The sequence below is a fragment of the Rhodococcus sp. NBC_00297 genome, from assembly GCF_036173065.1.
Classification (GTDB): Bacteria; Actinomycetota; Actinomycetes; order Mycobacteriales; family Mycobacteriaceae; genus Rhodococcoides.
In genome coordinates this window covers 2,003,679-2,029,810 of sequence record NZ_CP108041.1, presented here as the reverse complement: position 1 = coordinate 2,029,810, position 26,132 = coordinate 2,003,679, and the positions used below count along the sequence as shown (strand labels likewise).

Sequence of the window (26,132 nt, the reverse complement as noted above, 5' to 3'; positions counted from 1 at the left end):
ACCGTTTCCGACATGGCCGAGAACTGTGACATGGAAAAGCGCCTGCGGGCGGATCTGACGACATCGATGAAGGCGAAGGACAAGCTCCGGACGGCGACGCTGCGAATGCTGCTGTCGGCGGTACAGACCGAGAAGGTGTCGGGCAAGGAAGCACACGAGCTCACCGACGAGGACGTGCTGCGCGTGCTGGCCAAGGAATCGAAGAAGCGCGGCGAGTCCGCCGAGATCTACACCCAGAACGGGCGCGGTGAACTCGCCGCCACCGAGCGTGCCGAGGCGCAGATCATCGACGAGTACCTGCCGACGCCGCTGACCGACGCGGAACTGGCCGACGTCGCCGACACGGCCATCGCGCAGGTGGCCGAGGAACTCGGTGAGCGCCCGGCGATGCGACAGATGGGACAGGTCATGAAGGCCGCCACGGCGATCGCCGCCGGCAAGGCCGACGGCTCCCGCATCTCGGCCGCGGTCAAGGCTCGGCTGTAGGGCACTCGCCGCCGCACGGCACTGCCGCAGCTAGCGCGGCGGTGCCGTCAGCCCGGGGATCGCCGGCAGGGTGACCCCGGGCGGCAACGCCGGAAGCTGGATCCCCGGCGCCGGGGCTGCCGGTGCCGCCCGGACGGACCCGTCGCTGATGTAGATCGTGACCGTCGATCCCGGAATGGCGGAACCCGAGGGTGACGTGCTGACCACGGTGCCCCGACCCTCCGACGACGCGGTGGTCGCCACCTGCACGCGGAACCCTGCGGCCTGCAACTGCGAGGTCGCGGAGTTCTGCGTCAGGCCCGTGACGTCGGGAACCTGGCCGTTGGCCGATCCGCGCACGTACTTCTGGTCGACGGCCGGGAGTCCGACGTCGCCGAAGTTCGTGGCCACCGGATCCATCGCGTCGTACCAGGTCCGTGCAGGCTCGTTACCGCCGAACAGGTTGCCCGAACCACACGGGCGCAGCGGGAACGAGCAGATCTCGCTGGGAGTCGGGGAATCGCCGTAGGTGTAGGCGGCGGCCGCGTACCGGTTCGTGAATCCGAGGAATCCCGAGGACCGGTGCGATTCCGTGGTGCCGGTCTTGCCGGACATCGGCAGCGACCAGCCCACCGAGCTCGCGGCGGACGCCGACGTGCCGCCGGGCTGATCGTCCTTGCTCATCGCGTTGGCCAGTGTGTTCGCCAGTCCCGGCTCCACGACCTGCTCGCACGCCTGCTGCGTGACGGGGATCTGCTTGCCGCTGCGATCGAAGACGCTGTCGATCGGGTTGGGCGGGCACCACTTGCCGCCGGACGCGAGGGTCGCGGCCACGTTGGACAGTTCCAGCGGATTGACGTAGGTCGGTCCGAGCGTGAAGGAGCCGAGGTTCGCCTCCTTCTGGTAGTCGGCGAGGCTCTGGTCGGTGCCCTGGCCGGCTGTTCCGGGCAGCGTGTACGAGCGCAGGCCCAGGCGGACGGCCATGTCGACCGTCGGGGTGACGCCGACCGACTCGATCAGCTTCACGAAGGCGGTGTTGGGGGACTGTGCCAGCGCGTCGGTCACCGAGAGCGACTGCGGGTAGTTGCCGGCGTTGGTCACGCAGTACGTCGAGGGAGGGCACCCGCGCGCACCGCCGTCGCCGAGTCCCTTGACCTCGACGCGGTTGGGCACCTGCAGGACCGCGGACGTGCCGAGGCCCTTCTCCATCGCGGCGGCGGTGGTGAAGATCTTGAAGATCGACCCGGCACCGCTGCCCACCAGGGAGTACGGCTGCGGCTGGACGGTCTCGTTGGCGTCGCCGTTCAGGCCGTAGCGCCGTGACGACCCCATTGCGAGGATGCGGTGCGAGTCCTGCCCCGGCGCGATGACGTTCATGACCGTCGCGACACCGTCGAGATCCGGGCTGCTGTTCCCGGACAGGGCGGCGCTCGTGGAGGACTGCACGGCCGGGTCGAGAGTGGTCTTGATCAGATAACCGCCCTTGTCCACCTGGTCCTTGCTGATGCCGGCGTCGGCCAGGTACTGCAGCGCGTAGTCACAGAAGAAGCCACGATCACCGGCGGCGATGCAGCCGCGCGGCAACTGGTTGGGCTCCGGCAGCACGCCCAGTGGCTCGGCCTTGGCGGCCTCGATCTCCGCCGCGCGGTCCGGGATGTTCTGGATCATCGTGTCGAGAACGGTGTTCCGTCGCGCCATCACGCCGTCGTAGTTGGTGTACGGGTTGAGGGCGGAGCTGGACTGCACCATGCCCGCGAGCATCGCCGCCTGCGTCAGGCTCAGCTGGCTCGCGTCGATGCCGAAGTACGTCTGTGCCGCGTCCTGGATGCCGTAGGACGAGTTACCGAACGGCACCAGGTTGAGGTAGCGCGTGAGGATCTCGTCCTTGGTCAGCTGCTTGTCCAGCGTCAGCGCCATGCGGATCTCGCGGATCTTGCGCGCGGGAGTGGTCTCGATGGCGGCGCGGCGTTCGGCGTCCGTCTTGGCGACGACGAGCAGTTGGTAGTTCTTCACGTACTGCTGATCGAGGGTGGACGCGCCCTGCTCCACCTGTCCGCTGGTGGTGTTGGTCAGGAAGGCGCGCACCGTGCCCTGCCAGTCGACGCCCTCGTGCTCGGCGAACCGGCGGTCCTCGATGGAGACGATGGCGAGCTTCATCTCGTTGGAGATGCGGTCGCTCGGCACCTCGAAGCGTCGTTGCTCGTAGAGCCACGCGATGGGGTTGCCCGCGGAGTCCACCATCGTGGACACGGCGGGCACCGTTCCCTCGACGAGTTCCGCGGAGACGTTGTCCACGGTGTCGGCGGCGCGGTTGGACGCGAATCCGAACCCGCCGGCGAGCGGGAACATGACTCCGGCGAGCAGCGCGCCGGCCAGGGCGGAGCACCCGGCGAGTTTGGCGACAGTCTTGGCGATCGGCACGAACAACAGAGTACGTGGCTCCTCCGGGACACAGCCCGTACCGGACATGTGGACGGCTGACCTGCTCCGATGTGACCGATCGCACGGGCGTACCAGAAAAGTGATCCCCCACCTTGCTTCCCGCGCGGCCTTTCCCCTACATTGATGGACACGATGTGATTCAGATAACAATCACATCAGTTAGTGGGGTGCTCCTCAGTTCGCTGTGCAGCGTGAGCTGCGTCGGCGGGTGGGACGCCCGGAACGCCAGGGAAACGGTGTTCGCCGACGGTAAGGGGTCAACGAATGCACACAGGAACGCCGAATGCAGCGCTCGACATCGGGGAAGCCGAAGCGCGCATCGCATGGGTATCGCAGGCGCGATGCCGGGGAGTGGATCCCGATCAACTGTTCGTCCGCGGCGCCGCGCAGCGCAAGGCCGCAACGATCTGCCGTCACTGCCCCGTGCTCATGCAGTGCGGAGCGGACGCCCTCGACAACCGTGTCGAGTTCGGCGTCTGGGGCGGCATGACCGAGCGTCAGCGCCGGGCCCTGATCAAGCAGCACCCCGAGGTGGACTCCTGGGCCGAGTTCTTCGAGACCCAGCGTCACCACCAGTCGGCCGTCTGACCCACGCCGCCGCCGGGCGACCGGCCACGGTTCCTGTGATCTCCCACCGCGATGTCCGATTCGCGGTGGGAGATCTCTCGTCGCACCGCATGAACTCTTCGTGAACGCCCGACGACGCGTCGGGACCCGTCCGGGGTGCGGGGTGTCTGTCACGCCCGCCCGTGTCGATCGACCACACGCGACAGCGCGGACGAATCGGACCTCCATCGAGTCTGTGTGCGTCACAACGGAATCGGTCGTATCGGAAGAAGCGTGACGCACGGTCGCTCGGCTGCCGCGCCCGCGCGGGAAGGCTTTCCACGCTCTGACCTGCGCCGTCGTCGACGCGGACCGTGGGGGCGCCCGCTCGCCCGCCGCCGCGCCGGTCGTACCCGGCACCGAATCGGACCCGGCGTTCGGTGCCCCGGCCGCGCCCGGTCCGTGTGTCGGCCCGTCCCTCGCGGTTCGCTTTCCGTTGTCTCGCACGTCGATTGACACCGTCCCACCGTGACCGTTGAATCCTGCTCGGCACTCGCCGCTTGACGGATCCGACGATCAGCGCGGATTCGCTCCCACTGCGAAAAGGACTCGACGGGCATGAAGATGAACAAGATCGCGGTTGTCGCCGCGATGACGATCGTGTCGCTGGGCACCGCCTCCGCGACCGCGTACGCCGATCCGGCACCCGCCGCTGCTCCCGAGGTGCACTGGAACGCCGTGGCCGCGGGCACCGGGCTGCTCGTGACCACCGACTCGGGAACCCTGAGCAACGAGAACAACCACCTGGTCATCCGCGACGACTCGGGTGTCGTCGTCGATTCGGTGCCGCTGGCTCTCGCCGTCGACGGACTGGCGCATCCCGTGTCCGCTCAGGTCGAGGGCAACACCGCGACCCTCGCGGTCGACACCGCTGCGCCCGCCGCGCCGGTCTACGACATTCCGGGCCTGAACCAGGTGGACCTGCCCGCCGCGGTCGCCGGCGTCAAGGACAACCTGTCGCTCACCGCCACGGTCGGTGGATTCCTCGGTGCCGCAACCGGTCTCGTCGGCGGCTGCCTCCTCGGTGCGGCCGCGGCCGGCGTCGTCTCCGCTCCCGTCGCGCTCCTCTTCGGTGCGGGCCCGATCGCCGGATGCATCGGTGGCGCCCTGCTGCTCGGCGCCGGTGGATCGCTCGCCGGTACCGCCATCGGTGGTCTCGGTTCCGCCGTGGCCAATGCGCAGCAGTTCGTCACGCTGCTCGAGGCGCCGCCCGCAGTGAAGAAGTAGTCACACCGATGCGAGTACTTCTGGTCGGTCTCGCCGTCCTCTGCTCGCTCGTTCTCGGCGGCGGGGCTCAGGCCTCCGCCGCCGAGCGCGTGGAGCTGGGCGGGGGTTCCGGGCTGGTCCTGACGCAGGACGGACGAGAGACCCTGTGCAGTCTCACCGTGATCGGTGCGGACACCGCCGGGCGCACCATCGGGCTCACCGCAGGTCACTGCGGGCGGGTCGGCGACACCGTGGCGAGCGAGAGCGATTCCGCCGCAGGAGATGTGGGCTCCGTCGTCGCGGTTCTGCCCGCGTACGACACGGCGATCATCGAGTTCGACGCGGAGCGGGTGGCCCCGGTGGCCTCCGTCGGCAGCACCGACATCACGGCTGTCGGGGATCCCGCACGGCTGGCCGAGACCGTGTGCAAGCAGGGTCGTACGACCGGTGCGACGTGTGGAGTCTCCTACGGTGACATCCTGAACTCCCAGCAGGTGTTCGCCCAGGTGTGCGTGAACGCCGGGGACTCCGGTGCGCCGGTGGTGCGGGGAACGTCCGTGGTCGGCATGGTGAACGCCTACCTCGTGGCACCCTGCATCGGCCCCGCCGTCGTCACCGACCTGGTGTCGATCCTGCGTGCGATCGACGAGAGCGGCGGCCCCGGCGCGGGCCTGCGGCTCACCGCCTGAGCGCAGAGGTTCAGGCGGTGCCGGTCAGCTGATCGGCGACGGCACGCAGTGCGTCGAGATCGGACACCTCGAACGGCAGCGAGGGCACCCCCACGACGGGAACACGGGGGTGAGCGGCGGTGAAACGACGCAGCAGTCCGATCTCGCGCTTCGCGGTGACGGCCCGGTGCGCGTGCACGCGAAGCACTCCCGCGGCCAGAGCGGCCTCGGGGGTGCCTTCGGCGTCCAACTGGTCGGCGGCCGTGACGGCGTGGTCGGACGGCAGCGAACTCAGCGTCGGGTGCGTGCGGTTGAGCACCAGTCCGGCCAACGGCATGCCGTCCTCGGACAGGCGGGTGACGAAGAAGGATGCCTCCCGCAGCGCGTCGGGCTCCGCGGCCGCGACGACGACGAAATGGGTTCCGTCCTGACGCAGCAGGTCGTACGTGTGGCGCGCACGTTCGCGGAAGCCACCGAACATCGAGTCCAGCGACTGCACGAAAGCGGAAGCGTCGGAGAGCATCTGGCTGCCGACGATGGACGAGACGCCGCGCATCGCGAGACCCACGGCGCCGGTGACCACTCGGCCCAGCCCGCGACCCGGGGCCATCAGCAGCTTGATCATGCGACCGTCGAGGAACGACCCCAGACGCTGTGGGGCGTCGAGGAAGTCCAGCGCGTTGCGCGACGGCGGCGTGTCCACGACCACGAGATCCCAGTCACCGCTGGCCGCGAGCTGCCCCAGCTTCTCCATCGCCATGTACTCCTGCGTCCCCGAGAAGGACGACGCCACAGTCTGATAGAAGGAATTGTTCAGGATCTGCCGGGCCTTCTCCGGCGTCGAGTGCTCCATCACCATCTCGTCGAACGTCCGACGCATGTTGAGCATCATCGCGTGCAGTTCGCCGGTGGCGCCGGGCCCGAGGGCGACCGGCTGCGGAGTGTTGTCCAGCTCGCCGACGCCGAGAGCCTGGGCCAGGCGCCGTGCGGGATCGATCGTCAGCACGACTACCCGGCGCCCGTTCTCGGCTGCCCGCAACGCCATCGACGCCGCGGTGGTGGTCTTGCCGACACCGCCGGAGCCGCAGCACACGACGATCCGCGACGACGGATCGGTCAGGATGGACCCGATGTCGAGAGTGGGAACGGTGCTCATCGCACTCCCTGTTCCGTGAGGTGGTGGGCGAGCTCGTACAGTCCGCCGAGGTCCATGCCGTCGGCCAGAGCCGGGAGCGTCAGGCGCGGCACCGCGAGGTCACCGAGACGCTGTTCGCTCTCGCGCTGGGCCGCGAGCCTCGACGCGTGCTCGATGGACTCGGTCAGCAGACCGGCGAAGTCGTCCTCCGACAGCGTGATTCCGGCATCGGCGAGTTTCTTCTCGATCGCGGCGGCGTCGAGTTTCCCGGAGGCCGCCTCGGCGAGCGCCTCCGCCGGAAGGAACGACTCCTCGGTGCGGTTGACGACCACGGTGCCCAGTCGGAGATCGGCCGCTGCGAGTTCCGCAGCAGCATCGGCGGTCTCCTGCACCGGCAGCGCCTCGAGCAGCGTCACCAGGTGCACCAGTGTCTGCTCGGAGTGGAGCAGCTTCACCACACCCTCGCTCTGCGATCGCACCGGGCCGGTCTTGGCGAGGTCGCGCATCGCCGTCGTCACGTCCAGGAAGCTCCCGATCCGCCCCGTCGGCGGCGAGTCGACGACGATCTCGTCGTAGAGCAGGCGACCGTTCTTCTCGGTGCGGACCGCACGCTCCTTCACCTTGCCGGTGAGGAGCACGTCGCGCAGACCGGGGGCGATGGTGGTGGCGAACTCGATGGCTCCCACCCGCCGCATCGCCCGGCCGGCGAAGCCGAGGTTGTAGAACATGTCGAGGTACTCGAGGAACGCGGTCTCGATGTCGATTGCCAGCGCGTACACCTCACCACCGCCGTCGGCAGAGGCCACCTTGGTGTCCACCGGGCTCAGCGGGGGGACGTCGAAGAGCTGGGCGATGCCCTGGCGTCCCTCGACCTCGACCAGCAGAACCTTGCGCCCACCCGCGGCGAGGGCCAGGGCGAGCGCGGCGGCGACGGTGCTCTTGCCCGTCCCACCCTTGCCCGAGACGAAGTGCAGTCGAGCGCGGTCCGCTTCGGGCGGCCATCCTCGCTCCGCCTGGGGGGACGATCCGGTGGGGTGCGACGTCGCACCTGCTGTCTCCGACACGTCCTCGACCTTACTGACCCGGTGCGCTATAGGCTCCTGCCATGAGCGCATCGACGACGTGGGAATACTTCACCGCACCCCTGCTGATCCACAACACCAAGGCCATCCTCGACAACTTCGGTGCCGACGGCTGGGAGCTGGTCACGGTCATGCCCGGCCCCACCGGCGAGAACCTGGTCGCCTACTTCAAGCGCCCGAAGAGCTGACATGGGTGTGACGGAGAAGCTCGCCGAGCTCGGGCTGACCCTTCCGCCCGTCGTGCCGCCGGTCGCGTCCTACGTTCCCGCGGTGCGGTCGGGAGACCACGTCTTCACCTCGGGTCAGCTGCCCATGGTGGACGGCGCGCTGACCGCCACCGGCAAGGTCGGGGCCGAGGTGTCGGCCGAGGACGCGACCGCCGCCGCCCGCGTCTGTGCGTTGAACGCACTGGCCGCGATCGACGCGCTGGTCGGCATCGACTCCGTGGTCCGCATCGTCAAGGTCGTCGGATTCGTCGCGTCGGCACCGGGATTCACCGGTCAGCCCGGCGTGATCAACGGTGCGTCGAACCTGCTCGGTGAGCTGTTCGGCGACGCCGGCATCCACGCTCGGTCGGCTGTCGGAGTCGCCGAGCTGCCCCTGGGCGCAGCCGTCGAGGTGGAGATGATCGTCGAGGTCGCACCCGCCTGACGGGTGCGCGTCACCGACCGCTCGCCACGAGGGTCCGGCACTGCTCGATGACGCTCTGCAGAGCGAGTCCGCGATGTGCCGAGCACTCGTGGCGGGTGCCGGTCCGGACGGACTCCAGGAACTCGTCGAGCAGTACCGCGTAACACCGGTCGGGTGGCGTGGTGCGGTCCGACAACTCGACCAGGCCGCCCGGTCCGCTCGCGCCGACCCGCAGCACCGACGGGCGCACAGGCGTCCGCATGGACAGCGTCACCAGGCTCGTCCGGACTCCGGCGGTGCTCCCGTGCTGCAGAGCCAGCGACCACGTGTCGGACGCGTCGTCACGCCTCGCCCACGCCACGGACTCGACCGGTCCGAGCACCTCCATCGCGAGATCGAGAACGTGCGGGCCGACGTCCAGGAGGGCGCCGCCCTCCTGCCGCCACGTCGAGCCGGCGTACTCGCCGCCGAGCAGGGCGCCGGACAGCCAGGTCGCCGTCACGGTCGCGACCTCCGTGTCGCGCACGGCGTCGAGGAATGCTCGGGTCTCGGGTGCGAAGCGACGCGTCAGCGTGACCATCGACGAGACCCCGGCCTCGTCGATCGCGGCCACGAGAGTGGCCGCATCCGCCGCAGAACCGGCGATCGGCTTGTCCAACAACACATGTCGACCCGCGGCAGCCGCCCGACGGGCGAGATCGAACTGCACCTCGGGGGGTACCGCGAACGCGACGGCGTCGACGGAGTCGATCAGTGCATCGACGTCGTCGACGTACGGCACCTCGGGAGCCGTCTGTGCCGCGGCGTCGGGACGGCGGGCCCAGATGCCGGCGAACTCGATGTCGGGATGCGCGGTGAGTGCGGGTGCCGCGGCCTGACGAGCCCAGGGTCCGGCACCGATCAGACCGATTCTCATGGTGCGAGCCTAGGTTCTGTCCCGGTCTGCACCGAACCTGCGTCGGCTGGCACAGTGGTCGCATGGCGGAGAAGGATCCCACGGCATCGGAGAAGCACCCCGCGTACGGACGGCTGCGGCGCGTGACGTCGACCGCGTCCGTCCTCCTGGCCGAGAACCCCGGGAAGATGACGCTGGACGGCACGAACACGTGGATTCTGCGAGCCCCGGGGCACGAGCAGTGCATCGTGGTCGATCCGGGCCCGCGCTCCCGGTCGCACGTCGACCGCATCGCGGCGCAGGGACGCGTCGCGCTGATCCTGATCACCCACCGCCATCACGATCACACCGGCGGTATCGCCCGACTGCACCGGTCGACGTCCGCGCCGGTGCGCGCGGTCACGTCCACGTACCTCCGAGGTGACGCCGCGCCGCTGGTGGACGGCGAGGTGATCGCGGCCGCCGGGGTGGAACTCACCGTCGCGGCGACACCGGGCCACACCGCCGATTCCGTCAGCCTGGTCCTCGACGACGCGGTGCTGACCGGGGACACCATCCTCGGTGCCGGATCGACCGTCCTGGACGGGAAGGACGGGGATCTCGGTGACTACCTGGCCTCACTCGACCGACTGGAGCAACTCGGTGAGGGACGCGTCGCGCTGCCCGGCCACGGGCCGGACCAGCCCGACACCGCGGTGCTCGCCCGCGCCTACCGGGCCCATCGCGAACAGAGACTCGACCAGGTGCGGGCAGCGCTCGACGTCCTCGGACCCGACGCCACCCCTCTGAAGGTGGTGCGTCACGTCTACGCGGACGTCGACAAGAAGCTGTGGCCCGCGGCGCGGATGTCGGTCAAGGCCCAGCTGACGTATCTGCGCGGTTAGCGTGCGCGCCGGGCGAGTCGCTCGGAGTCGGAGATGAGCACGCTCTTGCCCTCGAGGCGGAGCCAGCCGCGGTGCGCGAAGTCGGCGAGCGCCTTGTTCACGGTCTCGCGAGAGGCGCCGACGAGCTGAGCGATCTCCTCCTGCGTGAGGTCGTGGACGACGCGCAGCGAGCCGGCCTCCTGGGTGCCGAAACGCTGTGCGAGCTGCAGCAGTGCCTTGGCGACGCGGCCGGGAACATCGGTGAAGATGAGGTCGGCCAGGCTGTTGTTGGTACGACGCAACCGGCGGGCGAGCACCCGGAGCAGCTGCTCGGCGATCTCGGGGCGCTGATCGATCCAGGCCTTCAGGGCGTCGCGATCCATGCTCACCGCGCGCACCTCGGTGACCGTGGTGGCGGTGGAGGTGCGGGGGCCGGGATCGAAGATCGAGAGCTCACCGAACATGTCGGACGGACCCATGATGGTCAGGAGGTTCTCGCGACCGTCGGGGGAGCGGCGGCCGAGCTTCACCTTGCCGCTGACGATGATGTACAGCCGATCGCCGGGCTCACCCTCGTTGAAGACCACGTGGCCACGCGGGAAATCGACCGGTTGCAGCTGCTTGGTCAGCGCCGACACCGCAGACGGCTCGACCCCCTGGAAGATGCCGGCTCGTGCCAGTACCTCGTCCACGTGTACTCCCTTGCCCTGAAAGATCGGCAGATCTACGAATGTGTCGTCTTCATGTGTCCGGTCGGAGTCTACGTCGCCGGGCGGCCACAGGAGTGATCACAGCCACCCTCGACGCGTCGGCGTCGGACCGGGGGCCGTGTCGGCGGGTGCTCAGCTGGCGCGGCGTGCCCTGTCGTCGAGAAGAGCGACGTCCTCCTCCATGACGTCGCCACCGCGGCGACGTCGGGTGCGGAACCGTGCGAGGGCGTTCGGGAAGCCTTCCGCGGCCAGGGTGGCGACCTCGGCGGAACTGGCGGCGTCCAGGAATTCCTGAACCTCCTGCTCGCGGACTCCTGCGCGGTTCAGCCGCGCCTCGAAGCGCTCCATGGCGAGGGCGAACAGCATCAGCAAGACCGGGAACAGAACCACAGCGAGTGCTTGCATACCGAGGAGTAAACACTGTCGACGTCTCGAAAAGAACACGGCGGGGTCACCGGTGCGGACACGACCGGAGCGTGCTGTCGGGGGCGTTCCGTAGAGTCGTGGCGTGCAGAAATCAGCCGCCGGTCCCTCTCACGTGGGCAAACGAGACGAGTCCGCCCTCGCGCTCACGCGCCGGGCACGCCGGATGAATCGCAACCTCGGCGTGGTCTTTCCGCACGTCTACTGCGAGTTGGACTTCACCACCCCGCTCGAGCTCGCGGTGGCCACCATCCTCTCCGCGCAGTGCACCGACAAGAGGGTCAACGAGACCACGCCGGCACTCTTCGCGAAGTACCGGTCGGCGCGCGACTACGCGGAGGCCGACCGGACGGAGCTCGAGGAGTACATCCGGTCCACCGGCTTCTACCGCAACAAGGCCAACTCCCTCATCGGGCTGGGCCGCGAGCTCCTCGAGCGGTACGACGGTGAGGTTCCCGCCTCGCTGAAGGAGCTGGTGACGCTGCCCGGTATCGGGCGCAAGACGGCCAACGTGGTCCTCGGCAATGCGTTCGACGTTCCCGGCATCACCGTCGACACCCACTTCGGCCGACTCGTCCGCCGCTGGGCCTGGACCGAGGAGGAGGATCCGGTCAAGGTCGAGCACGCCATCGGTGCGCTGATCCCGCGCAAGGAGTGGACGATCCTGTCCCACCGCGTGATCTTCCACGGCCGCCGCGTGTGCCATTCGCGGACGCCGGCGTGCGGTGTCTGCCTGCTGGCGAAGGACTGCCCGTCGTACGGGCTGGGGCCGACCGACCCCGTCAAGGCCGCGGCATTGGTGAAGGGGCCGGAGACGGACCACATCCTCGCCCTGGCCGGCATCGAGACGTGAGCAGGTCGTCCGCGGCGAGGTGGAGCCTGGCCGCGCTCGTGGTGGTCGTCGCCCTCATCGTCGCCATCTGGCCGCGCGGGGACGATCCGACGGGACCGGCGAGCTTCGCCGACTACCGCGACACTTTCGGCGCGGCGCCCACCGACGACGCGACGGACACGGAGCTGGCCCCCTTGCGCACCGAGGCCGCGCTCGCCGCGTGCCCCGTGCCGGCGGCCGGCGCCCCGGCGCCCGCCGGCCCACTGGCGGGTCTGCGCACCACCTGCCTGGCCGACGGAGCGCCGGTCGATCTCGGTGCGGCCGTCGCCGGCACGCCGACTCTGCTCAACCTGTGGGCCTACTGGTGCGGCCCGTGCGCGGAGGAACTGCCGTATCTGCAGCAGTACGCCGAGCGTGCGGGCGGTGCCGTTACCGTGGTGACGGTGCACGAGGATCCCCGCCAGGGCAACGCCCTGACCCGACTGGCCGACTACGGTGTCCGACTACCCGGCGTGCAGGATCCGTCCGCTGCCGTCGCCGCTGCCGTCGGAGCTCCGGCGGTGTTGCCCGTCAGCGTGCTGCTCGCCGCCGACGGATCCGTCGCCGCGGTTCTCCCGCAGCCGTTCCGCTCCGTCGACGAGATCGCGGACGCCGTGCGCACCCACCTCGGAGTCTCGGCGTGACGGATCCCGCGGGCACGCCGCCGTGGCTGTCCCGTCTGGCCGCCGTGCACACCGTGCGCGACGACGCGAGCAACCCGGTGATCGCCCGCCACGCACCGGACGGGGCGACGGGCAGACCGGCCGCGGTGCTGGTGCTCTTCGGCGGGCGGCCCGACGCGGCGGAGTTGCCCACCGACGCCACCGTGCTCCTGACCCAACGCGCGTCCTCGCTGCGGCAACATCGCGGTCAGGTCGCCTTTCCCGGCGGCGCAGCCGATCCCGGCGACGACGGACCCGTCGGCACCGCTCTGCGGGAGGCGCAGGAGGAGACCGGGGTGGACCCGGACGGCGTGGAGCCGCTCACGGTGCTCGACTCCATCTTCGTGCCCCCGTCGGGCTTCGAGGTGACACCGGTGATCGCGTACTGGCGCGTCCCGAGCGAGGTGTCCGTCGTGGACACCGCCGAGACGGAGCGTGTCGTCGCCGTGCCGCTCACCGATCTTCTCGATCCGGTCAACAGATTCGTGGTGCGCCACCCCCTCGGTTATCGGGGCCCGGCGTTCGCAGTGGGAGGAATGCTCGTGTGGGGTTTCACGGCCGGGGTGCTGTCCGGCGTCCTCGAAACGGCGGGCTGGGGTGCCCCCTGGGACACCGAGGACGTCCGGGACCTCGAGACGTCGCTCGCCGCCGTCGGTGAGGAGTTGCACCCGTGACGGGATCGACCTGGCTCGACATCGGTGTGGCACTGGTGGCGTTGCTCGCCGCGTCGTCGGGGTGGCGGCAGGGCGCGGTCGCGTCCGCCTTCGCCTTCTTCGGTGTCGTCCTCGGTGCCGTCGCCGGCATCCTGCTCGCACCGCGCGTCCTCGACCACGTCGAGGAGGGGCGGATGCGCGTGCTCGTCGGCGTCGCCCTCATCGTCGTCATGGTGATCGTCGGCGAGATCGCGGGCATGGTGTTGGGACGAGCGTTGCGCAGCGGGATCCACAGCCCGGCGGCGCGCTCGGTGGACAGCGTCATCGGTGCCGGTCTGCAGGCGGTGGCCGTGCTCGTCGCGGCCTGGTTGCTGGCCGTCCCGCTCACCGCGGCGTCGCAACCGCAGATCGCCGCGGCCGTGCGCGGATCGTCGATCCTCGGCGCCGTGGACGACGTGGCGCCCGAGTGGGTCCGCGAGATCCCCAACGAGTTCTCGGCTCTGCTCGACACGTCGGGTCTCCCCGACGTCATCGGCCCCTTCGGCCGCACTCCCGTGGCCGAGGTCGGTCCGCCGGATCCCAGCGTGCTGGCGTCGCCGATCGCGGCGGACCTCCAGGACAGCGTGCTGCGGATCCGCGGTATCGCCGAGAGCTGCCAGAAGGCGCTCGAGGGCTCCGGTTTCGTCATCGGGCCGGGCCGTGTCATCACCAACGCGCACGTCGTCGCCGGCACCTCGTCGGTGGCCGTCGACACCGTGGACGGCCCGCTCGACGCGGAGGTCGTCCTGTTCGATCCCGCCGTCGACATCGCGGTGCTGAACGTGCCGGATCTGACCGCCGACGTCCTGCCGTTCGCGACGGGGCGCGCGGAATCGGGAACCGACGCGGTGGTGCTCGGGTATCCCGGCGGTGGCCCGTACACGGCATCGTCCGCGCGGGTGCGCGAGACACTGAACCTCACCGGGCCGAACATCTACCGCACCGGGACGGTGGACCGGGAGGTCTACACCGTGCGCGGATCGATCCGTCAGGGCAATTCCGGCGGACCGCTGGTGGCCACCGACGGCACGGTTCTCGGCGTCGTCTTCGGCGCCGCCGTCGACAACTCCGATACCGGATTCGTGTTGACCGCAGCAGAAGTCGCCGACGAGGTGGCAACGGGGCTGCAGAACGGGCAACCTGCCGGTACGGGATCCTGCGTCGGGTGAGGATGCATCGGCTGTCACGCCGAGGAGCGCCCGCACCGCGTACCGTGATCACGAAGGTGGCGAGGAGACGACGTACTCCGCGTCCCCGGCTCGACGGGGGGAGCATCGATGGGGGTACGTCGACGCCGTGACGTGGCGATCACGACACGGGTTGTTCGAGGGGCGCGCGACGTGTGTCCGATTGGTCCGACGGTTCCCGGGGAATCATCCGACGGTCTGCGGCGCGCGGACACGGGATGTGACGGGTGACGGTGACGACGGGAGACGAGGCGAGGATGGGCCGCCGCGGCGGTCGGCAGCTGACGGCGGCCGGCAACTACTTCGACACGCGGTCGAAGGCGGTCATGGCAAGTGCCTCGGGGGCGCTGCCCCTGCTCGTCATCGCGATTCTCCAGCCCACGTTCCTGCGGCCGGGCACGCTGCCGCTCCTGGCCGTCATCGTGGCGTTCACCGTGGTCACCGTGGGCATCACCCTGCGTGCCGGTCGTCTGTCCGACCGGCAGTTCACGGTGCTGGGGTCGGGTGGCATGGTCGGCGTCGCCATCTCCGCCTATCTGATCGCCGATCCGTCGGGGTCCCGCGCGGTCACGGCGATGCTGGCGGTCGTGCCCGCCATCGCGGCGTCCGGATCGCCGCCCAAGGTCACGATCTCGCTCACCGGCGCCGCGGTGATCATGGCGACGGCACTGAGCATCAACGGCTCCGAGGGCGCGGTGCGGTTCGTCGCGGCCGGCGCCGCGGTCACCACCGTGGTGGTGCCGGCGGTGTTGATCGCCACCATGCGCAGCTCGCTCGAATCGGTGACAGCCCGCCTCGAGACCCTGGCGAACACCGATCCGCTCACCGGCCTGCTCAACCGCCGCGGCATGTTGCCGCGGGTGAGCGCCATGCTCGCGGAGGCATCGGAGAAGTCCGACGCCATCGTCGTCTCGCTCGTCGACGTCGATCACTTCAAGTCCGTCAACGACACTCGCGGTCACGCGGCCGGTGACGTCGTGCTCACCACGGTCGCCGAGGCGATAGCAGCCTACGTTCCCGAGGACGCGGTGGTCGCCCGGCTGGGCGGGGAGGAGTTCCTGGTGCTCGGCCTCAGCAAGTCCGTCGCGGGGCTCGAGGAGAAGGTGCTCGAGAGCGTCCGCTCCGCGTGCGACGTCACCGTCAGCATCGGAGTGGCGCAGGCGAACGTGGTGTTCGACGAGAGGGGCGGTAACGACGTCGAGGCCACCCTCGACCGACTGACCTACGCGGCCGACCGCGCGCTGTACGCGGCGAAGACGGCGGGCCGCGATCGAGTGGCGTTCGCGATGGAGGACGTCGTCCGGTGGTCACCGACCCTGACGCCGGTGCAGCGCCGCGACAAGACGGAACCCCTCCCGTGAGGGCAGAGGAGTGAGCATGCGCGAGCATCGCGTCCTGGACCCGACCGACCTCGGCGATCACGAGGTTCTCGATCGACTGATGTCCGAGATCGGGGACGACGCGATCCTGGACACCACCGCCGAGCAGCTCCAGTCGCTCGACGCACTGCTGCCCACTCCGTCGTCCGAGCTGCTGGACGAGCCGACCCGGTGGGTGCACTACCCCTGGCGTCGCTCGCTCGTGCGGGTGCTCGGTCCGCGCGGGTTCCGGTTGCTGCGCCTGGACCGGAACCGCAACAAGATCACCGTGGACGAGCAGAATGCAGCGCGGCGCCTGCGCGTCGGCGTCGTGGGTCTGAGCGTCGGCCACGCGGTGGCGCACACCCTCGCTCTCGAAGGGCTGTGCGGCGAGCTCCGGTTGGCCGACTTCGACGATCTGGACCTGTCGAACCTCAACCGTGTGCCCGCGTCGGTGTTCGACCTCGGCGTCAACAAGGCGGTGCTGGCGGCTCGCCGCATCGCCGAACTGGATCCGTACCTCGAGGTGACGACGTTCCCGACCGGGATCGACGAGGCGACCACGGACGCCTTTCTCGCCGACCTCGACATCGTCGTCGAGGAGTGCGACTCGATCGACGCGAAGGTGTTGGTGCGGCAGGAGTGCCGTCGCCGCGGGATTCCCGTGATCATGGAGACGAGCGACGGGGGCGTGCTCGACATCGAGCGCTACGACCTCGAGCCCGACCGACCGTACTTCCACGGTTTGCTCGGCGACGTCGACGCCGCGGCGGTCGCGGGGATGACGCCGCGGGAGAAGGCGCCACTGGCGGGGCGCATCCTCGAGATGGAGCGCATCACGCCGCGCATGGCGGCATCGTTGCCGGACATCGGTACGACGTTGTCGACGTGGCCGCAGTTGGGGAGTGACGTGGCGCTGGGCGGCGCGTCGGTGGCCGCTGTGGTGCGGTTGTTCGGGCGCGGGACACCGCCTCCGTCGGGACGCGTCCGTGTCGGTCTCGAGGCGATCATCGAGAGCACACTTGTCGACCCCTACAGGGGCTGACCGCTCGCTCGAAGATGGCGCAGGAGAACGTCGGTGACCTCGTCCGGGCGTTCCTGGTGCACGTAGTGCCCCGATCCCGTCACGCGATGCTCCACGAGCTGCGGTGCCCAGTGGGAGTCGCGGCGCGCCGTTGTCGGCAGGACGTACGGGTCGGCAGATCCCAGGATCTGCAGCGCCGGTAGATCGACGGTCCGGTCGATCGCGGCGCGGAAGCGGCGACCGTCGGAACGGAACTGGCTGCGGAACGCCCAGCGCTGATACTCCAACGTGCTGTGTGCGACACCGGGGATGCGGACGGCCGACCGCATCCTCGACACGACGTCGCCGAACTCCGTGGACGACTGCCACTGCGCGGACGACCGGGCACGGACGAGTCGCTCCACCTCGGCACCGTCGTCGGCGACGAGCGTCTTTTCGGGTGCGAGCGGAACCTGGTAGCGCAGGAACGACGGCAGCAGCGCCGCGCGTTGCGCCGAGTCCCGGATCGCGGCCCGTCGCAACGAGATCGGATGCGGTGAGGCGAGCAGCGAGATCGAGCGAACAGCGCGAGGGTGCAGCGCTGCGGTCGCCCAGCACACGAGTCCGCCGTCGGCGTGCCCGACGAGATCCGCCTCGGAGTGTCCGAGCGCGCGAACGAGGCCGGAGATGTCACCGGCGAGGGTCCAGCCGTCGTAGCCGCGAGGCGGCTTGTCGCTGTCGCCGTAGCCCCGCAGATCCACTGCCACGGCGTGATAGCCGGCGGCGCCGAGAGCGGTCAGCTGGTGGCGCCACGACCACCAGAGGTCGGCGAAGCCGTGGACGAGGACGATCAGCGGCGCCGGCCGACTCGGATCGGGGCGTCCCGGGTCGGCGGACGCCGAGGTGTCCGCCTCGGCGATGTGGAACCGGATGCCGTTGGCGCGGATGTCGCGGTGCTGCCACGGGCCGGGATATCGGACGGTCGACGGGTCGGGCGCGGCCACTGTCGTCGGTACGCGGGCGCGGTGTCAGCGCGAGAGCGGGGCGCGCACGTCGAGCGCGTCCAGCTGCTTCTTCGGCGATGCGCCGTCACCCTGGCCCGGCAGCACCGAGGAGGCCGCCTTCAGCGAGTCGATGGTCTTCTCGGGCTTGCGCAGCTTCTTCACCCGGAGGTAGCCGAGGAACGCGAGCAGCGCCGTGATGACCACCATGATCAGGAAGACGATGAGGAACGCGAGCCACCGCGTGACCCACACGTTGAGCAGCTCGGCGAGGAAGAAGAAGAAGAAGAACGAGCTGAAGATCAGGACCGCGAGCGCGAGGATGAAGAGGACGCTGCCCTGCAGTCCCTTCTTGATCTCGCCGGTCACCTCGGCCTTGGCCAGTTCGACCTCGGCGCGGACCAACGTGGAGACCTGTGTCGTCGCGTCCTTGACCAGGGTGCCGATGCTGGCCGTGGCGGGGTTGCTGCGACTGTCGACGTCCGTCAGCGGGATCGAGGAGATACTGGCCGGAGCGGTCGTCCGACCGCTCGTGTCGGTGCCTCGGCTGCTGCTCACGTGCAAGTCCCTTCGAAGATGTTCGTCGCGCTCGACAGTGATCGTCCGGCGATACCGGCCAACCCTATGTCCTTACCCGTTCGGGGCTCACACTATCGCCGCCGGACGGGGCCGGTCCCGCCGGACGTCGGTCCCCGCGTGGTGAGCACTCACGAACCGAGTGGCCGGTATCGGCCCTCACGTCACGATGCGTCGGGTAACTTCCTGCTGACGAACCCGCCTCCCAACAGGAGAAACCCGTGACAAGCACTTCCGCGGACCGCGTTCCGAACCCCGACGGTTCGAACATCGCCGGTCCGGACTCCGATCTCGATGCAGTGGACGGCGTACCTCGCAGTCGCATCGTGATCGCCTCGATGGTCGGAACCTCCATCGAGTTCTTCGACTTCTACATCTATGCCACCGCCGCCGTCCTCGTCTTCCCCCGGCTGTTCTTCCCCGCGGGCAACGACACGACGGCCCTGCTCGCGTCGTTCGCGACGTTCGGCCTCGCCTTTGTCGCGCGGCCCATCGGTTCGGTGCTGTTCGGACACTTCGGTGACCGCATCGGCCGGAAGGCGACCCTGGTGGGGTCCCTGCTCACCATGGGCGTCGCGACCTTCCTCATCGGACTGCTGCCGACGTACGACAGCGTGGGCATCATCGCCCCGATGTTGTTGGCGCTCATGCGTTTCACGCAGGGTGTCGGCCTGGGCGGCGAGTGGTCGGGCGCTGCACTGCTCGCCACCGAGACCGCGAAGGAGGGCAAGCGGGCCTGGGCCGCGATGTGGCCGCAGCTCGGTGCCCCCATCGGCTTCCTGATGGCCAACGGGATCTTCCTCATCCTGACGTTGTCGATGGACTACGACTCCAAGACGTCCGGATCGGACCACGCCTTCCTCACGTGGGGATGGCGTGTGCCCTTCCTGCTGAGCGCGATCATGGTGATCATCGGCCTCTACGTGCGACTCAAGCTCGAGGAGACACCGGTGTTCAAGCGCGCCGTGGCCAACGGCCAGCGCGTCAAGACGCCGGTGGCGGAGGTCTTCAAGACCAGCTGGCGTCCGCTGATCCTCGGCACGTTCGTCATGCTCGCGACGTACACGCTGTTCTACGTCATGACGACGTGGGTGGTCAGCTACGGCACCGGCAAGGTGGTCGATCACAGCGGTGTCGCCGTGACCATCGCCTACACGGACTTCCTGGGCCTGCAGCTCATCTCGGTGTTGTTCTTCGCCGCGTTCGTCCCGGTCTCCGGCTGGCTCGCGGATCGGTTCGGCCGCCGCATCACACTGATCGTCATCACGACCGCGATCATCCTGTTCGGCCTGTCGTTCAAGTGGTTCGCTGCTCCCGAGTCCGCCACCGAGAGTCGCATGCTGCTGTTCATGTGCGTCGGCCTGGCGCTGATGGGTCTGACCTTCGGACCGATGAGTGCTGTTCTGCCGGAGCTGTTCCCGACCAACGTGCGCTACACCGGTTCGGGTATTTCCTACAACACGGCCAGCATCCTGGGAGCGGCCGTGGCGCCGTTCATCGCGACCTGGCTGGTGAACTCCTACGGTGTCGCGTGGGTGGGCGTGTACCTGGCCGTCGCCGCGGCACTGACGCTGTTCGCACTCGTCGTCATGAAGGAGACGCGCGGACGCGATCTCGACACCGTGTCCTGACGGACTGCCGACAGCAGAGAGGGGCTCGTGCACTCGGTGCACGAGCCCCTCTCTCTGCGTGACGCGTGGTTACTTCTGGCCGGCCTTGGCGATCGCGTCGAAGACCGCCGGATCGACGAGGGTCGAGGTGTCGCCCAGATCCCGGCCCTCGGCGACGTCGCGGAGCAGGCGGCGCATGATCTTTCCGCTGCGCGTCTTGGGGAGCTCCGGAACCACCGTGATCTGTCGCGGCTTGGCGATCGGCGAGATCTCCTTCGACACCTGAGCCTTCAGCTCGGTGATCAGCGCGTCGCCGGTGTTCTCGATGCCCTCGCGCAGGATGACGAAGGCGACGATGCCCTGGCCGGTGGTCTCGTCCGCCGCGCCCACGACGGCTGCCTCGGCGACACCGGGGTGGGTCACCAGAGCCGACTCCACCTCGGAGGTGGAGATGCGGTGACCGGAGACGTTCATGACGTCGTCGACGCGTCCGAGGACCCAGAGGTCGCCGTCGTCGTCGAAGCGCGCACCGTCACCGGCGAAGTACCAACCCTCGGTGGCGTAGCGGGACCAGTAGGTGTCCTTGTAGCGCTCCATGTCGCCCCAGATGCCACGCAGCATCGACGGCCACGGCTCGTCGAGTACGAGGTACCCGTTGCCACCGGGCCCGAGCATCTTCGCGTCGTCGTCCACGATGGCGGCCGAGATGCCGGGGAGCGGTGTCTGGGCCGATCCCGGCTTGGTGGCGGTGACGCCGGGCAGCGGCGAGACCATGATCGCGCCGGTCTCGGTCTGCCACCAGGTGTCGACGATCGGGGCGCTGCCGGCGCCGATGACGTCGCGGAACCAGCGCCACGCCTCGGGATTGATGGGTTCGCCGACGCTGCCGAGCAGGCGGATCGAGGAGAGGTCGTGTGCGTCGGGGATCTGTCGTCCCCACTTCATGAACGTGCGCACGAGCGTGGGCGCCGTGTAGTAGATGGTGACGCCGTACTTCTCGACGATGTTCCAGTGCCGGTGCTCGTCGGGAGAGTTGGGCGTGCCCTCGTAGACCACCTGCGTGGCGCCGTTGGCCAGCGGGCCGTAGACGATGTAGCTGTGCCCGGTGACCCAGCCGATGTCGGCCGTGCACCAGTAGACGTCCTTGCCCTGCTTGTGGTCGAAGACGTAGTGGTGCGTGTAGGCGGTCTGCGTCAGGTAGCCGCCGGAGGTGTGGATGATGCCCTTCGGCTTACCGGTGGTTCCCGAGGTGTAGAGGATGAAGAGTGGGTGCTCGGAGTCGAACGCCTGCGCCTCGTGCTCGGGGGAGGCGGATCCGACGGTGTCGTGCCACCAGAGGTCGCGGCCCTCGGTCCACTGCACGTCGATGTCGGTGCGCTTGACCACCAGGACGTGCTCGATCGACGCGGCGCCGTCCACGGCCTCGTCGACCGAGTCCTTGAGCGGCGCGGCCTTGCCGCGGCGCCACTGGCCGTCGGTGGTGACGACGAGCTTGGCCTCGGCGTCGTCGATGCGCGAGCGCAGTGCGGAGGACGAGAAGCCTGCGAAGACGACGCTGTGGGTCAGTCCGAGGCGGGCGCACGCGAGCATCGAGACGATGGCCTCGGGGACCATGGGCATGTAGATGGCGACGCGGTCACCCGAGACGAGCCCGAGATCGGTGAAGGCGTTCGCGGCGCGGCTGACCTCGGCGAGGAGGTCGGAGTAGGTGATCTCGCGGCTGTCCCCGGGCTCGCCCTCCCAGTGGATCGCCACCTGGTCGCCGCGGCCCTCGACCACGTGCCGGTCGACGCAGTTGTAGGCGACGTTCAGTTCACCGCCGACGAACCACTTCGCGACGGGGGCGTCCGACCAGTCGAGCACCTGCTCGAACGGCGTGTGCCAGTGCAACCGGTTCGCCTGCTCGGACCAGAACGCGAGGCGATCGTCCTTCGCCGCCTGGTAGAGCTCGGATCCGGCGTTGGCCTGCGCGACGAAGTCGTCACTCGGGGGATAGGACACCGGGTGCTCCGATTCCGTGTCCCTGGTCGCGCCGTCGTCGGTCACGGTCTCGGTCATCGTGGTACCTGGCCCCTCTCGGAAAAGCTGGTGTGTCGGTTCGGTGTGTCGCGACTGTGAGGGTAGTCACGTGTGACCGGCGCCGCACCGTTGCAGAGGGCTGCGACCCGGGACGTGCGGCGAGAGGTGCGTTCTGCGCGACGGGCGGTGTGCAGCAGCGATGGATGGTGACGAGACACCAAAATCGCCTCTCATCAGGCTGTCTGACCGGTGAGGTCCAGTCCTGTCAGGTTACGTCCGTATTTCGGGGCGGACCCGGGTCGTTCCGATTTCGGGGGAGTGCACGACAGACCTTTGTGAGTGTGTCTAAAGTCAAGCAAATATCCGGGTCACGCCGGTCATCGCCCGTGGCCCACCCGACACCCGCGGACCACCCGCGGACGGTGCGTGCAGTCGACCCTGTTCGTGCCGGATTCGATGGAGGACATGTTGAGAGTCAAGAAGACGATCGCGGTGGTCTCGGTGGCCATCGCCGCCGTGGGCATGCTCGCGGCGTGTGGTGGCGGGGGTGGGTCCTCGAGCGCCGAGGGCACCTACAGCCTGTACATCGGCCAGCCCGAGAACCCGCTCGTTCCCGGTAACACCACCGAGAGTGAGGGCAACCAGGTCCTCAAGGCCCTGTTCACGCCGTTGGTGAACTACAACGACGAGAGCAGCGAGGTCGAGTACACCGGCGTCGCCGAGTCGGTCGAGTCCGACGACCAGCAGAACTGGACGATCAAGCTCAAGCCGGACTGGACGTTCCACGACGGCACGCCCGTCGACGCGAAGTCCTACGTCGATGCGTGGAACTACACCGCGCTGAGCACCAACGCCTTCGGTGCCTCGTACTTCTTCGAGAACGTCCAGGGCTACGACGATCTGCAGGCCGCCGAGGGCGCTGAGCCCACCGCGACCACGATGACCGGCCTCGAGGCCGTGGACGACACCACGATTCGCGTGGCTCTGAAGGAGCCCTTCGCGATCTACCCGGTGACCCTGGGCTACAGCGCGTTCTCGCCGCTGCCCGAGGCGTTCTTCACCGATCCCGACGCCTTCGGACGTCGCCCGATCGGTAATGGCCCGTTCAAGGCCGACGAGGACTTCGTCGAGGGCCAGGGCATCACCCTGACCAAGTACGACGACTACAAGGGTGAGAACCCGGCACAGTCGCAGGGCGTGCAGTTCAAGGTCTACACGGAGCTGAGCACCGGCTACACCGACGTTCAGGCCGGCGGCCTCGACGTCATGCTGGATCTGCCGCCGGACGCCTGGGCGACCGCACGTGACCAGTTCGGTGACCGGTACGGCGAGCGCGCTCGCCCCGACATCACCTCGCTCGCGTTCCCGACCTACGACCCGCGTTTCTCGGATCCCCGTGTGCGTGAGGCGTTCTCGATGGCGATCGACCGTCAGGCCATCACCGAGGCCATCTTCACCAACACCCGCACGCCGGCCACCTCCTTCGGTTCTCCCGTCGTCGACGGCTACCGGGACGATGCCTGCGGCACCAAGTGCGAGCTGAACGCCGCTCAGGCCAACACGCTGCTCGACCAGGCCGGCTTCGACCGGTCGCAGCCGGTGGAGCTGTGGTTCAACGCCGGTGCGGCACACGACACCTGGATGACCGCCGTGGGCAACCAGCTGCGCACCAACCTCGGAGTCGACTACGTGCTCCGCGGCGATCTGCAGTTCGCGCAGTACCTCCCGCTGCAGGACGCACAGGGTATGACCGGTCCGTTCCGTTCGGGCTGGATCATGGACTACCCGTCGCTGTACAACTTCCTGTCGCCGGTCTACAGCTCGGCAGCACTGCCGCCGGCGGGCTCGAACGTCAGCTTCTACTCCAACCCGGAGTTCGACGCCGCCCTCTCGCAGGGCAACAACGCGGAGTCGATCGACGCCGCGACGACCGAGTACCAGCGGGCCGAGGACATCCTGTTCCGCGACCTGCCGGCCACTCCGCTCTTCTACGGTCTGAACCAGGCCGTGTGGAGCGAGCGGGTCGACAACGTCAAGATCGACCTGTTCGGTGACATCGAGGTCGCGGACGTCACGGTCAGCTGACCTCTCTCTCGACTCGGTGGGGCGCCGTGCAGACGCAGGGCGCCCCACCGACGCGTGAACCGTGAGACCCCGAAGAGGAGAACCCAGTGGGTCGCTTCATCACGCGCCGATTGCTGTTGACCATCCCGGTCCTGATCGGCGCCTCGTTCCTGATCTTCGCGATGGTGTACGCCCTTCCGGGTGATCCCATCCGCGCGCTCGCGGGCGATCGCCCGCTCGCCCCGGCCGTCGTCGCGCAGTTGCGTGCGCAGTACAACCTCGACGACCCGTTCCTGGTGCAGTACGTCAAGTACGTCGGCGGGCTCCTGCAGGGTGACTTCGGTACCGACTTCGCCGGGCGCCCGGTGCTCGACACCATCTCCCAGCGTCTTCCGGTGACGGTGCGGCTGACCATCGTGGCCATCGTCTTCGAGGCCGTCATCGGCATCGCGGCCGGTGTGCTCTCCGGTCTGCGCCGCAACTCGTTCTTCGACAACCTCGTGCTGGTGTCGACGACGCTGCTGGTGTCGGTTCCCGTGTTCGTCTTCGGCTTCGTCGCCCAGTACCTCTTCGGCTACAAGTTCGACCTGTTCCCCATCGCGGGTATCAACGACGGGTGGTACAGCTACCTGCTGCCCGGCCTGGTCCTGGCGTCGCTGTCCATGGCGTACGTCGCGCGACTCACGCGGTCCGCGGTGTCGGAGGCCATGGCGGCGGACTACATCCGCACCGCCCGCGCCAAGGGCGTGGGGTACCGGCGCATCGTCCTGCGTCACGCACTGCGCAACAGCATGATTCCCGTCGTGACGTTCATCGGCGCGGACATCGGTGCGTTGCTGGGCGGCGCCATCGTCACCGAGTCGGTGTTCAACCTGCCGGGCCTCGGACGCGCGATCTTCGACGCCGTGCAGCGTCAGGAAGGCGCGGTGGTCGTCGGCATCGTCACGCTGATGGTCTTCTTCTACATCTTCTTCAACCTCGTCGTGGACGTGCTCTACGCGCTCCTCGATCCCCGAATTCGATACGAGTAGGCGCTATGACCAACGATGCACAGCATGTCGCCGCCGAGGGCGAGCCGGGCAACGTCGTGACCGGTGAGGCACAGGAGCTGGTCGGCCAGGCGAGCCTGTGGGGTAACGCGTGGAAGAAGCTGCGGCGCAGCGTCTTCTTCTGGTTCGGTGCCGTCATCACCGCGGTGCTCGTCCTGATGGCCGTGGTGCCCCAGCTGTTCGCTCGCGGGATCGATCCGCGCGCCTGCGACCTGTCGGACACCCGGCTCTCGCCGAGCTCCGAGCACTGGTTCGGAACGGACCTGCAGGGATGCGACTACTACGCCAACGTCATCTACGGCGCCCGCATCTCGCTGACCATTGGACTGCTCGCCGTCATCGGCGTGCTGATCATCGGCGTCCTGATCGGCGCGCTCGCCGGGTACTTCGGCGGCGTTCTCGACAGCCTGCTCGCCCGCTTCACCGACATCTTCTTCGGCATCCCGCTCCTGCTCGGCGCGTTGGTCCTGCTCACCGTCACCAGTGAGCGGACCGTCACCACGGTGGCGCTGGCCCTCATCGCCTTCGGGTGGATGACGGCCATGCGGCTGGTCCGCTCGTCGGTCATCTCGATCAAGCAGAGCGAGTACGTGCAGGCCGCACAGGCACTGGGCGCGAGCACGTTCCGCATCCTGGTCCGCCACATCCTGCCCAACGCCCTCGCACCCGTGCTCGTGTACGCGACCATCGCCGTCGGCACGTTCATCGCGGCCGAGGCCACGCTGTCCTACCTGGGTATCGGGCTGCAGTTGCCGGCGATCTCGTGGGGCCTGCAGATCAACCTCGGCCAGAACTACATCTCCACCTCGCCGCACCTGGTGCTCTTCCCCGCCGGGTTCCTGTCGGTGACCGTGCTGGCCTTCATCCTCATGGGCGATGCGCTGCGAGATGCGCTCGACCCGAAACGGAGCTGAC

Annotated in this window: 26 protein-coding genes; 17 read left to right on the top strand and 9 right to left on the bottom strand. The window is 68.8% G+C overall.

All coding sequences use genetic code 11. The features are described 5' to 3' along the window. Positions 1-12: 12 nt before the first annotated feature. On the top strand, positions 13-486 hold the full coding sequence (locus tag OG947_RS09735) for a GatB/YqeY domain-containing protein (protein WP_027506679.1): 474 nt from the start codon (positions 13-15) through the stop codon (positions 484-486). Positions 487-516: 30 nt separating this feature from the next. Here the strand turns inward: OG947_RS09735 and OG947_RS09730 are convergent, their stop codons facing one another. Next, positions 517-2,886 (bottom strand): penicillin-binding protein, encoded by a 2,370-nt coding sequence (locus OG947_RS09730; RefSeq protein ID WP_027506680.1) that lies wholly within the window; start codon positions 2,884-2,886, stop codon positions 517-519. A 285-nt stretch (positions 2,887-3,171) separates the two neighbouring features. Here OG947_RS09730 and OG947_RS09725 point away from each other — a divergent pair, with 285 nt between their 5' ends. The 3 genes from OG947_RS09725 to OG947_RS09715 all read left to right on the top strand — a co-directional run bounded on the left by OG947_RS09725 (position 3,172) and on the right by OG947_RS09715 (position 5,408). After that, complete coding sequence (locus OG947_RS09725) at positions 3,172-3,495, top strand: WhiB family transcriptional regulator (protein WP_027506681.1); 324 nt, start codon at positions 3,172-3,174, stop codon at positions 3,493-3,495. Between the two features lie 576 nt (positions 3,496-4,071). Next, positions 4,072-4,740 (top strand): hypothetical protein, encoded by a 669-nt coding sequence (locus tag OG947_RS09720; RefSeq protein WP_328813808.1) that lies wholly within the window; start codon positions 4,072-4,074, stop codon positions 4,738-4,740. A gap of 8 nt (positions 4,741-4,748) precedes the next feature. Then, positions 4,749-5,408 carry a serine protease gene (locus tag OG947_RS09715; RefSeq protein WP_328813807.1) on the top strand — a complete coding sequence of 220 codons (660 nt, stop codon included), beginning with the start codon at positions 4,749-4,751 and terminating at the stop codon, positions 5,406-5,408. 10 nt (positions 5,409-5,418) lie between these two features. Here the strand turns inward: OG947_RS09715 and OG947_RS09710 are convergent, their stop codons facing one another. Further along, positions 5,419-6,543 carry an ArsA family ATPase gene (locus tag OG947_RS09710; RefSeq protein WP_328813805.1) on the bottom strand — a complete coding sequence of 375 codons (1,125 nt, stop codon included), beginning with the start codon at positions 6,541-6,543 and terminating at the stop codon, positions 5,419-5,421. After that, positions 6,540-7,586 (bottom strand): ArsA-related P-loop ATPase, encoded by a 1,047-nt coding sequence (locus OG947_RS09705; protein ID WP_328813804.1) that lies wholly within the window; start codon positions 7,584-7,586, stop codon positions 6,540-6,542. The genes OG947_RS09710 and OG947_RS09705 overlap by 4 nt, the downstream gene beginning before the upstream one ends. Positions 7,587-7,627: 41 nt before the next feature. Between OG947_RS09705 and OG947_RS09700 the strand changes: the two genes are divergently transcribed. Both OG947_RS09700 and OG947_RS09695 read left to right on the top strand, forming a co-directional pair. Next, the gene (locus OG947_RS09700) at positions 7,628-7,792 is read left to right on the top strand and encodes a hypothetical protein (protein ID WP_197027831.1); all 165 of its coding nucleotides are present in this window, start codon (positions 7,628-7,630) and stop codon (positions 7,790-7,792) included. Between the two features lies 1 nt (position 7,793). Beyond that, positions 7,794-8,255, top strand: coding sequence for a RidA family protein (locus tag OG947_RS09695; protein WP_027506685.1), 462 nt, complete (start codon positions 7,794-7,796; stop codon positions 8,253-8,255). Positions 8,256-8,265: 10 nt separating this feature from the next. Here the strand turns inward: OG947_RS09695 and OG947_RS09690 are convergent, their stop codons facing one another. Beyond that, positions 8,266-9,150, bottom strand: coding sequence for a Gfo/Idh/MocA family protein (locus OG947_RS09690; protein ID WP_328813803.1), 885 nt, complete (start codon positions 9,148-9,150; stop codon positions 8,266-8,268). A 62-nt stretch (positions 9,151-9,212) separates the two neighbouring features. Between OG947_RS09690 and OG947_RS09685 the strand changes: the two genes are divergently transcribed. Next, entirely contained in the window at positions 9,213-10,013 is an 801-nt protein-coding gene (locus OG947_RS09685) for an MBL fold metallo-hydrolase (RefSeq protein ID WP_056443358.1), read from the top strand. Here the strand turns inward: OG947_RS09685 and OG947_RS09680 are convergent. Both OG947_RS09680 and OG947_RS09675 read right to left on the bottom strand, forming a co-directional pair. Beyond that, complete coding sequence (locus OG947_RS09680) at positions 10,010-10,684, bottom strand: Crp/Fnr family transcriptional regulator (RefSeq protein ID WP_027506688.1); 675 nt, start codon at positions 10,682-10,684, stop codon at positions 10,010-10,012. The genes OG947_RS09685 and OG947_RS09680 overlap by 4 nt on opposite strands. 150 nt (positions 10,685-10,834) lie before the next feature. After that, the gene (locus OG947_RS09675; RefSeq protein WP_027506689.1) at positions 10,835-11,107 is read right to left on the bottom strand and encodes a hypothetical protein; all 273 of its coding nucleotides are present in this window, start codon (positions 11,105-11,107) and stop codon (positions 10,835-10,837) included. 184 nt (positions 11,108-11,291) lie between these two features. Here OG947_RS09675 and nth point away from each other — a divergent pair, with 184 nt between their 5' ends. From nth to OG947_RS09645, 6 genes are all read left to right on the top strand, one after another. Further along, complete coding sequence (gene nth / locus OG947_RS09670; RefSeq protein WP_328814001.1) at positions 11,292-11,978, top strand: endonuclease III; 687 nt, start codon at positions 11,292-11,294, stop codon at positions 11,976-11,978. Continuing rightward, entirely contained in the window at positions 11,975-12,640 is a 666-nt protein-coding gene (locus tag OG947_RS09665; protein WP_056443364.1) for a TlpA family protein disulfide reductase, read from the top strand. The genes nth and OG947_RS09665 overlap by 4 nt, the downstream gene beginning before the upstream one ends. Continuing rightward, positions 12,637-13,332 carry an NUDIX hydrolase gene (locus tag OG947_RS09660; protein ID WP_374107175.1) on the top strand — a complete coding sequence of 232 codons (696 nt, stop codon included), beginning with the start codon at positions 12,637-12,639 and terminating at the stop codon, positions 13,330-13,332. Before OG947_RS09665 ends, OG947_RS09660 begins: the two co-directional genes overlap by 4 nt. After that, positions 13,329-14,519 (top strand): MarP family serine protease, encoded by a 1,191-nt coding sequence (locus tag OG947_RS09655; RefSeq protein ID WP_027506693.1) that lies wholly within the window; start codon positions 13,329-13,331, stop codon positions 14,517-14,519. Before OG947_RS09660 ends, OG947_RS09655 begins: the two co-directional genes overlap by 4 nt. A 245-nt stretch (positions 14,520-14,764) precedes the next feature. After that, positions 14,765-15,898 (top strand): GGDEF domain-containing protein, encoded by a 1,134-nt coding sequence (locus OG947_RS09650; protein WP_222633332.1) that lies wholly within the window; start codon positions 14,765-14,767, stop codon positions 15,896-15,898. 16 nt (positions 15,899-15,914) lie between these two features. Beyond that, positions 15,915-16,940 carry an Rv1355c family protein gene (locus tag OG947_RS09645; protein WP_328810852.1) on the top strand — a complete coding sequence of 342 codons (1,026 nt, stop codon included), beginning with the start codon at positions 15,915-15,917 and terminating at the stop codon, positions 16,938-16,940. Here the strand turns inward: OG947_RS09645 and OG947_RS09640 are convergent. Together OG947_RS09640 and OG947_RS09635 are read right to left on the bottom strand one after the other, a co-directional pair. Continuing rightward, positions 16,928-17,902: an alpha/beta fold hydrolase gene (locus OG947_RS09640; protein ID WP_328813802.1), complete on the bottom strand. Its 975-nt coding sequence runs from the start codon at positions 17,900-17,902 to the stop codon at positions 16,928-16,930. The genes OG947_RS09645 and OG947_RS09640 overlap by 13 nt on opposite strands. A 24-nt stretch (positions 17,903-17,926) precedes the next feature. Continuing rightward, positions 17,927-18,457, bottom strand: a complete 531-nt coding sequence (locus OG947_RS09635; protein ID WP_056443376.1) for a phage holin family protein — start codon at positions 18,455-18,457, stop codon at positions 17,927-17,929. A gap of 356 nt (positions 18,458-18,813) precedes the next feature. Between OG947_RS09635 and OG947_RS09630 the strand changes: the two genes are divergently transcribed. Next, positions 18,814-20,106, top strand: a complete 1,293-nt coding sequence (locus OG947_RS09630) for an MFS transporter (RefSeq protein WP_222628740.1) — start codon at positions 18,814-18,816, stop codon at positions 20,104-20,106. Positions 20,107-20,175: 69 nt separating this feature from the next. Here the strand turns inward: OG947_RS09630 and acs are convergent, their stop codons facing one another. Beyond that, entirely contained in the window at positions 20,176-22,143 is a 1,968-nt protein-coding gene (acs, locus tag OG947_RS09625) for an acetate--CoA ligase (RefSeq protein ID WP_328813801.1), read from the bottom strand. A 429-nt stretch (positions 22,144-22,572) separates the two neighbouring features. On the opposite strand from acs, the gene OG947_RS09620 reads away from it, so the two are divergent. The 3 genes from OG947_RS09620 to OG947_RS09610 all read left to right on the top strand — a co-directional run bounded on the left by OG947_RS09620 (position 22,573) and on the right by OG947_RS09610 (position 26,131). Next, a complete protein-coding gene (locus OG947_RS09620) occupies positions 22,573-24,189 on the top strand; it encodes a peptide ABC transporter substrate-binding protein (RefSeq protein ID WP_027506698.1) in 1,617 nt (538 codons plus the stop codon). An 86-nt stretch (positions 24,190-24,275) separates the two neighbouring features. Further along, positions 24,276-25,199, top strand: coding sequence for an ABC transporter permease (locus OG947_RS09615; protein WP_027506699.1), 924 nt, complete (start codon positions 24,276-24,278; stop codon positions 25,197-25,199). Between the two features lie 5 nt (positions 25,200-25,204). After that, positions 25,205-26,131 carry an ABC transporter permease gene (locus OG947_RS09610; RefSeq protein WP_051613564.1) on the top strand — a complete coding sequence of 309 codons (927 nt, stop codon included), beginning with the start codon at positions 25,205-25,207 and terminating at the stop codon, positions 26,129-26,131. The last annotated feature ends 1 nt before the right edge of the window (position 26,132 follow it).

Coding starts and splice junctions, on each gene's coding strand:
- OG947_RS09710 (WP_328813805.1), bottom strand. CDS start 6,543: ATGAGCACCGTTCCCACTCTCGACATCGGGTCCATCCTGACCGATCCG.
- OG947_RS09675 (WP_027506689.1), bottom strand. CDS start 11,107: ATGCAAGCACTCGCTGTGGTTCTGTTCCCGGTCTTGCTGATGCTGTTC.
- OG947_RS09735 (WP_027506679.1), top strand. CDS start 13: ATGGCCGAGAACTGTGACATGGAAAAGCGCCTGCGGGCGGATCTGACG.
- nth (WP_328814001.1), top strand. CDS start 11,292: ATGAATCGCAACCTCGGCGTGGTCTTTCCGCACGTCTACTGCGAGTTG.
- OG947_RS09700 (WP_197027831.1), top strand. CDS start 7,628: ATGAGCGCATCGACGACGTGGGAATACTTCACCGCACCCCTGCTGATC.
- OG947_RS09685 (WP_056443358.1), top strand. CDS start 9,213: ATGGCGGAGAAGGATCCCACGGCATCGGAGAAGCACCCCGCGTACGGA.
- OG947_RS09630 (WP_222628740.1), top strand. CDS start 18,814: ATGGTCGGAACCTCCATCGAGTTCTTCGACTTCTACATCTATGCCACC.
- OG947_RS09645 (WP_328810852.1), top strand. CDS start 15,915: ATGCGCGAGCATCGCGTCCTGGACCCGACCGACCTCGGCGATCACGAG.
- OG947_RS09715 (WP_328813807.1), top strand. CDS start 4,749: ATGCGAGTACTTCTGGTCGGTCTCGCCGTCCTCTGCTCGCTCGTTCTC.
- OG947_RS09720 (WP_328813808.1), top strand. CDS start 4,072: ATGAAGATGAACAAGATCGCGGTTGTCGCCGCGATGACGATCGTGTCG.
- acs (WP_328813801.1), bottom strand. CDS start 22,143: ATGACCGAGACCGTGACCGACGACGGCGCGACCAGGGACACGGAATCG.
- OG947_RS09610 (WP_051613564.1), top strand. CDS start 25,205: ATGACCAACGATGCACAGCATGTCGCCGCCGAGGGCGAGCCGGGCAAC.
- OG947_RS09690 (WP_328813803.1), bottom strand. CDS start 9,150: ATGAGAATCGGTCTGATCGGTGCCGGACCCTGGGCTCGTCAGGCCGCG.
- OG947_RS09695 (WP_027506685.1), top strand. CDS start 7,794: ATGGGTGTGACGGAGAAGCTCGCCGAGCTCGGGCTGACCCTTCCGCCC.
- OG947_RS09725 (WP_027506681.1), top strand. CDS start 3,172: ATGCACACAGGAACGCCGAATGCAGCGCTCGACATCGGGGAAGCCGAA.